The sequence below is a fragment of the Zooshikella ganghwensis DSM 15267 genome (genome assembly GCF_000428585.1).
Lineage (GTDB): Bacteria > Pseudomonadota > Gammaproteobacteria > Pseudomonadales > Zooshikellaceae > Zooshikella > Zooshikella ganghwensis.
In genome coordinates, this window is sequence record NZ_AUAF01000194.1 from 1 (window position 1) to 6854 (window position 6854).

The 6854-nt window shown below is 38.2% G+C and carries 9 protein-coding genes and 1 pseudogene; 5 read left to right on the forward strand and 5 right to left on the reverse strand.

Annotated elements, in window-relative coordinates; genetic code table 11:
• Nucleotides 1-234, forward strand: a pseudogene (locus F607_RS34935) (IS982 family transposase); the annotation flags it as partial.
• 141 nt (nt 235-375) lie between these two features.
• Here the strand turns inward: F607_RS34935 and ppa are convergent.
• Both ppa and F607_RS0123350 read right to left on the reverse strand, forming a co-directional pair.
• Nucleotides 376-906, reverse strand: coding sequence for an inorganic diphosphatase (gene ppa / locus F607_RS0123345; RefSeq protein WP_027709997.1), 531 nt, complete (start codon nt 904-906; stop codon nt 376-378).
• Nucleotides 907-1189: 283 nt separating this feature from the next.
• Nucleotides 1190-1648 (reverse strand): Hsp20 family protein, encoded by a 459-nt coding sequence (locus F607_RS0123350; protein ID WP_027709998.1) that lies wholly within the window; start codon nt 1646-1648, stop codon nt 1190-1192.
• Nucleotides 1649-1897: 249 nt separating this feature from the next.
• Here F607_RS0123350 and F607_RS31410 point away from each other — a divergent pair, with 249 nt between their 5' ends.
• The 3 genes from F607_RS31410 to F607_RS33785 all read left to right on the forward strand — a co-directional run bounded on the left by F607_RS31410 (nt 1898) and on the right by F607_RS33785 (nt 4045).
• On the forward strand, nt 1898-2734 hold the full coding sequence (locus F607_RS31410) for a substrate-binding periplasmic protein (protein ID WP_084611391.1): 837 nt from the start codon (nt 1898-1900) through the stop codon (nt 2732-2734).
• Nucleotides 2706-3503 carry a substrate-binding periplasmic protein gene (locus tag F607_RS0123360; RefSeq protein ID WP_027709999.1) on the forward strand — a complete coding sequence of 266 codons (798 nt, stop codon included), beginning with the start codon at nt 2706-2708 and terminating at the stop codon, nt 3501-3503. The genes F607_RS31410 and F607_RS0123360 overlap by 29 nt, the downstream gene beginning before the upstream one ends.
• Nucleotides 3504-3586: 83 nt before the next feature.
• Nucleotides 3587-4045 (forward strand): glycine betaine ABC transporter substrate-binding protein, encoded by a 459-nt coding sequence (locus F607_RS33785; RefSeq protein ID WP_230400455.1) that lies wholly within the window; start codon nt 3587-3589, stop codon nt 4043-4045.
• 11 nt (nt 4046-4056) lie between these two features.
• Here the strand turns inward: F607_RS33785 and F607_RS31420 are convergent, their stop codons facing one another.
• From F607_RS31420 to F607_RS0123380, 3 genes are read right to left on the reverse strand one after another with little or no spacing between them, the layout of a single operon-like run.
• Nucleotides 4057-5130, reverse strand: coding sequence for an aromatic ring-hydroxylating oxygenase subunit alpha (locus F607_RS31420; protein ID WP_051311768.1), 1074 nt, complete (start codon nt 5128-5130; stop codon nt 4057-4059).
• A gap of 48 nt (nt 5131-5178) precedes the next feature.
• Nucleotides 5179-5928: a substrate-binding periplasmic protein gene (locus F607_RS0123375; protein WP_027710000.1), complete on the reverse strand. Its 750-nt coding sequence runs from the start codon at nt 5926-5928 to the stop codon at nt 5179-5181.
• Nucleotides 5910-6539 (reverse strand): putative 4-mercaptohistidine N1-methyltransferase, encoded by a 630-nt coding sequence (locus tag F607_RS0123380; protein ID WP_230400454.1) that lies wholly within the window; start codon nt 6537-6539, stop codon nt 5910-5912. The genes F607_RS0123375 and F607_RS0123380 overlap by 19 nt, the downstream gene beginning before the upstream one ends.
• A gap of 125 nt (nt 6540-6664) precedes the next feature.
• Here F607_RS0123380 and F607_RS0123385 point away from each other — a divergent pair.
• Nucleotides 6665-6854 (forward strand): transposase (locus F607_RS0123385; RefSeq protein WP_027710002.1); only part of this gene is annotated, 190 nt, incomplete at its 3' end.

Below are 6854 nucleotides of genomic sequence, written 5' to 3' on the forward strand. Positions count from 1 at the left end.
ATGGTGGATCAACTCCCTGAGAAATGGAGGGGACAGTTAAACCGGCTCCGACGGCGGGTGGAGACAACGATTGGTCAGCTAGTAGAAAGGTTTAATATTCAGCGAACCAAAGGCAGAACACTATGGAGCTTGACTAATCGAATTACCCGCAAGCTATTATCACACAGTTTGTGTGTATTATTTAATAGGAACCAAGGCAATGCTCCTCTTCAGTTAGCTAAATTAATAGGCTAAAAAGTCGAGCATCGCGTTATATTATTTTTAATAAGTGATTTGTTATTTTTATGTATACCCTTTAAAAGGGTATACATAAACTATTCACAATAAGGTAAAAACGACTAAGCCTTTACCCATCGTGGGGGAGGGCGTGTATGATTATTTTTGGTAAGCTGCAATTGACTCAACAATAGCTTTTTTCGCTGCTTCGCTACCTTCCCAGTTATCAATTTTAACCCACTTGCCTTCTTCCAAGTCTTTATAATTTTCAAAGAAGTGCTCGATTTGTTTTATCAGCAATGCAGGGAGGTCAGTGTATTCTTTAACATGTTGATAGAGAGTGGTCAGTTTGTCGTGAGGCACGGCAATCAGCTTAGCATCTTCACCACTTTCGTCTTTCATGTTGAGCACGCCTACAGGACGGCAACGGATAACAGAGCCAATAGCCACAGGGTAAGGAGTGACGACTAATACATCCAACGGATCACCATCATCAGCCAAGGTTTGTGGAATGTAACCGTAGTTGGCAGGATAAAACATAGGGGTGGCCATAAAACGGTCGACAAACACCTGGTTACTGTCTTTGTCGATTTCATACTTCACTGGCGCGCTGCTGTTAGCGGGGATCTCAATGGCTACGTTAATGTCATTTGGAGTGTCTTTGCCAGGAGGAATAGTATCGTAACTCATATGTTGTTTCCTAAATGAGACAGTAATTAACAATCGTAAGGCGGTGAGTACTCATGCTATTGTGCTGAGACTTAAGCCGCAAATTGCGGTAAAACCTGGGCGCAGATTATAGAGGGTCAAGTTCGTAAGTGCCAATCTTTGGATCAGAGATACGCGGAGTTGGACTTTGAAAAGAGCACCAGTGGAAGTATGGAAGGATATACAGCGTGTTGGAGTGGCATTATGTAAGAGGATACGACTGTTTGCAGGAGGTTTATAAAGCCTCCTGTGATAAGCTGATTAATTAGCTATTTTGCTCAATGAGGTTGCTATCCATATTGTTTGCACCAATAGGAATTTGCTTTGGCTTCATGGCTTCAGGAATCTCGCGGACCAGCTCGACATGTAATAGGCCGTTTTCTAATGACGCGTTGACCACCTGAATATGGTCTGCAAGCTGGAAACGTCGCTCAAAGCTACGCGCTGCAATACCTTGATGAAGAAAATGGCGTTGCTCTTTTTCTTCGGCTTTTTTACCTGTAATAAGTAGTGTGTTTTGCTCACTCACAATAGACAGTTCTTGTAAGGTAAAACCTGCTACCGCCATGGTGATGCGGTAATGATCTTCATCAAGCAGCTCAATATTATATGGGGGATAGCTTGGTTGCCCTTGCTCAACACGAGTCGCTGAGTCTAATAAGTTAAAAATATGGTCAAAACCAATTGCTGAACGATATAAAGGTGAAAAGTCAAATTTACGCACGGAACATATCCTTTTATTTAAGCAATATGATATACCCTAAACTTTGGAGCAAGACTCCATATAGGGCGTTTGGCTTATCGTGTGATCAAGCCTGAAAAGCTTACCTGACCGAATTTTGTCGTCACTGGTAGCTCACGTAACTCTCTAAGAGCAATTACGCTATTATAGATATGAGTTTGAATTATTTTTTTTCAAGGGCAGGGATAAAAAAATGAGCGTTACTTCTTAATTGAGTGGCTGTCGGCTGATATGAAGCGTCTTAGGCTTATTGTGAAATTGCGAGGGGCATTAGGGTTTGTTTTTGTGGTATTCGCCCTTATTGGTGGCGCAACGCTATATGCGGATACGCATAACGAAAAAAGAGTTTTAACTATAGCTACTTTGGAGTATCCCCCTTATCACTATCAAAATAGTAAGGGGAATGTCATTGGGGTAACAACCAACTTAGTAAAGCAAGTATTTAAAAATATGGAGCAGCCAATAACAATAAGGATACTACCATGGTCTCGTATATTAAAGTCACTTAAACAAGGTAAGGTAGATGGAGCATTTCAGGTTTTATACAAGAGTGAACGAACTCGTTACCTGGATTATTCACAAGAGGTATTAATTAATGAGATTGTATCCTTGTTTGTTAAACAAGAGCAAAAAATCAGTTTTGAGGGTGATTTACGTGTGTTAGCGAATTATCGGTTAGGAGTTCGTCAAGACTTTAGCTATGGCCCTGAGTTTGACAGGCTGGTTGCAGAAGGTGTATTGACTAAGCTAACGAGTAAAACGAAGCCGCGAGATTTAATAATATTATTAGAGCGTGGAGATATAGATGTTTTAATTGGTGATATATTGACTATTCCCTTTCAGTTTAAACAAGTTTCTGCTGAACTGCCATTAAGTGTAATTGCTCGTGTTGAACCAGATATACAAATAACACCAAGTTTTATGGTGTTTTCTAAAGCTAAACAGCTTACGAAAATTCGTGATGAATTTGATATGACCCTACACCAAATGAAAAGTAAAGGGCAGTATCAGTTCTATATTGATAACTGGGGTCAAGAGAGTGATTTTTTTAATAAAAATATTAAATAGAGTAAGACAGTCATTAACTGTAATGATTGGTTTATATGCTAATTGTTGTCTTGCTACTGAACGTATTCAAATAGTTACGAATGATTATGAACCTTTCGTTTCCTCAAATCCAGAAAAGCCAGGATTTATTCTTGAAGTTGTTAAAAAGTTATTTGAACTAGCTAATATCCCTTTAGAAGTAAAGTTTTATCCATGGCGGCGTTGCGAAAAGTTGGTGGAAGCGGGTGAAGTCTTTGCTGCACTACCTTATTTTAAAAATGAAGATAGGGTTAATAGGTTTGAGTTTTCTAGGCCGCTTGCCAATTCTGTGAACAGGTTTTTTTATTCAGTAGATAGGTTTCCAGAAGGGTTTTCTTGGTCATCATTGAATAGCTTTATAGATAAAAAAATAGCTGCAGTGAGCGGTTATTGGTATATTAAGTCATTTAAAAGAGCTGGAATAAGTATGGTTATGGTGAATAGTGATGAGCAAAGCATAGCGATGTTGCTCAAGGGACGAGCAGACTTTAGCTTGATGGATGAAATGACAGCCTTAATTATTATCAAAAAAAATCATAACCAGTTTTTGAATAAAATAAAATACGTTGAAAGGCCTGAAAGTGTTGAGAAATTTTTTTTAATGGTTTCGCGTAAGTATGATGGGCAAAAAGAAATACTTAAGCATTTTAATAAGGGGCTAATTGGATTAAAGAAAAATGGTAGATATATAAATATTATGCATAAGTATGATGTGCCAAAATATTACTATTCAGATTTGCTAGTGTTCTGAATAATGTTTTTGCAAAAAGAACAGGTAGTTTACGTGGTATTTATTTTGGAGGACCTTGGGAAAAACCAGATTCTGATAGAGTCATAGCTTTAGGTTTAAACTTTAATCTCGTCAGAGTCAGCCATGGAGATGAATTATGGGTTGAGTTAGAGAATGCATATCAAAGTGAAAAACCTATAGTATTATTTAACTGGACGCCAAACTGGGTAGAGTTAAAATATAAAGGGAAGTTTATTGAATTCCCTGAGTATGATGCAAAATGCGAAATAGACCCAAGCTGGGGAGTAAATCCATATTCAACATATGATTGCGGAAACCCAAAACAGGGTTGGCTTAAAAAAATTGCTTGGATTGGACTTAAGCAAGACTACCCCTGTGCTGTGCAATTAATTGAGCGTATTGAGCTAAATGGTCCGCAGTTTTCAATATTATCGTATTGGGTTGATGTTGAAAAATTATCTCACCAACAGGCCGCAGAACGTTGGCTTAAGGAAAATGAACCAGTTTGGCGTGAGTGGTTGAGATTCTCTTGCAAAGACTAAAGTAGCATGTATTAAAAGACCTTTAACTTGTGTTTTATTTTATTAGATATTTGCTCATCAAGTTTGTTTGGTATACAGTCTGTTCTTTGTTCAATATCTCCAAACTCAGAAAGTAAAGCAGTAAAGCGTTTTCTTATCAATATGGAAGGTCGGTCTGACTCCATATGACATTGCTCATGTATATTTAATGGAACATCAGGTAGTACATTCTCTAAAATGTCCTGATCTTCGTAGCTGATTGTCATGCCAAGTTGAATAACATCAGAAGCTTTAACATTCTCTTCAGTATCATTACGCATGACTATATTAATCCACTGTAAACTAGAATTTGTCATTGGTGTAAATGATAACAGTGTTACATTTTTGAGGTTGTTAGGTAAACTTAGGGTCATTTTTACCAGGAAAGGCATGTACCAATGAAACTCTCGTTTTAGAACAATTTCTTTGTCCCGAATATTCCAAGCTTTATATTGTAATTTATTGCCATAATTATACATATCTGACTTAAAGAACATACCATAGGGTGTTTTTTCTATTATTGTTGGAGGAATAGGTACAGGGTTCACCTTGTCACCTAGATGTTGGTGTACAAAATGGTGGTGTGCAGTATCAAAAATATTTTCTAATGCAGTCAGTGAGCTGCATTGCCATGCACGATTTTCTAAATGGATAACTCTATATTCGTTTGATTCAAACTCTGGTATTTCTGGTATAGGCATAATGGGGTCTTCAAGTGCAACCCAAACGTAGTCGTATCGTGATTGACATTTATATGATTTTATACAGTAGTTTGATGGGATAGGTCTTTCTGGATGTTGAGGTATTTTAATGCATTCTCCTGTATTAGCAAAAGCCCATCCATGATACGGACAGTGAATGGCCCCATCAATAACTTTGCCTTTAGTTAACTTGGACCAGCGATGACAGCAACGATTTTCTGCAGCAGCAGGTTGATTATTTTGGTCTAACCAAAGCACTATAGATTGATTTAATAGCGTAAATTCCACTGGACCGTCTGTTAGCTTATTAACAGGGCAGACGGGATAGAAAAAATGCCTAAGTGCTGACTGAGATGCAACGAGCATATATACCTCCTTAACTTGTACTTAGACTCGGATTTCCATGATTTTTTACTAAAGTAAATGAATGTTGTAAGCGCTCCAAAACTTTCTTAATTTGCGTAATACTCTTTTATTTTTTAATTGATTAATTTCAGTATTGACAATGTTAAGTAAGGCATTATTTTCTCGTGAAACAGCAAAACCTACTTTTTCGTGACATGGCTGTATATCAATTATCTCAAACTCTGCATACTTGCGGGCGATATATCCATTGCAAGGCTCTCCACGAGCAAAAGCATCAATTTCATGATTACGGAGAGCATTTAAAACATCGTCGGTACGCTGATAAAGAATAACGTGTAAATTTTCTGGGGCATACTCTTGTAAGTAAGCTTCCCCCATTGTATTTTTAACAGCACCAACTTTTTTATTTTCCAAATCTTGTAAAGTATGAAAACAGTGTGAATCACTTGTACGAACAAGTAGGGACTGACCAAACTCAAAAATTGGGTGTGAAAAGGCTGCTCCCTCTGCAGCACGTTCAGGAAGTATTGTAAGAACAGCTGATGCTATATCACAATCTCCCTGTTTGGGTCTTAACCAAATATGGTCAAAAGGAAAAGTAATGAACTGTATTGCAAGCCTCATATGTTCGGCGATGAACCTAAGAATATCTACCTCAAAGCCTTTCCAGTTTCCTTCATAATCCTGGTATGCCATTGGTTTAACTTGCTCAATTGTACCTACTGTAAGCACATTAGGTGTTATTAAGTTCAATGATGAATTTATTGAGTGCATGGTGCTTAATCCTTTTTCTGCCATACAGACAGCTCAGCTAACGTATGCTGATACTTACGCTTAGTTTCTCGAATTACAAATGGAATATCGATAGGTTGTTGCAGTAGAGTAAACTCAGGTTCTAAATGATCGTGTAAGCCGTCAAGTGTGGTATAAGATTCTCCAGTATTCGCTTTGAAACCACCTAACCAAAATTCTCGTTTCGTGAATTCAGAAAGCCATGTATAAGGTGATGTAATCACTAACAGGCCCCCCGGGCGAACTCGATCTTTAATCAATCTTAAGAATTTTTCAGGTTCATATAACCTATCGAGTAAGTTTCCAGCCAAAATGAGATCGTAGTCAGTAAATTTAGCTGCAAGATTACAAGCGTCTCCCTGTAAAAAGGTAACTCTATTTTTTACTTCGTCATAGCCAAAATTATCGAAGCGTACTTCTTTGTAGGTAACAAGTTCTCCTTCTTCTTGAATAGTGTATCGTTGAAAGCCTTGTTTTTGTAAATTGGTGGGGGTTTGTATAATTCGCGCAGAAAAATCAACAGCATCTACATGCTCAAAAACTTTGGCTAATTCAAAACTAGCTCGACCTGCAGCACAGCCAATGTCTAAAGCTCTATGTTTAGGTAGACCTTCCACAAGCTTACAACAGTATTGGGCACAGGTCATAGGGAAGTTCGGTTCATTGAAATCCCCTTATGTCAGGATAGTTGTCGCCTCACCTGAAGTAAAAATCTAAAGAAAGGGGCGCAGGTGAATGATGAGTGAAGCGCGTATCAAAAGAAAGAAAAGAAGCTATTCTAGCGAAGATGATGCCACCCCATAATATGAGTGTTCCAGCACTTGCAGAAGAAACCGGTATTTCAGCAAAAACCCTGTATAATTGGCGTCAGGTTGCGAAAAGAAAAGGCTGTGTTATGCCCGGAAACAAGAAGAATGCTGAGCAGTGGTCCT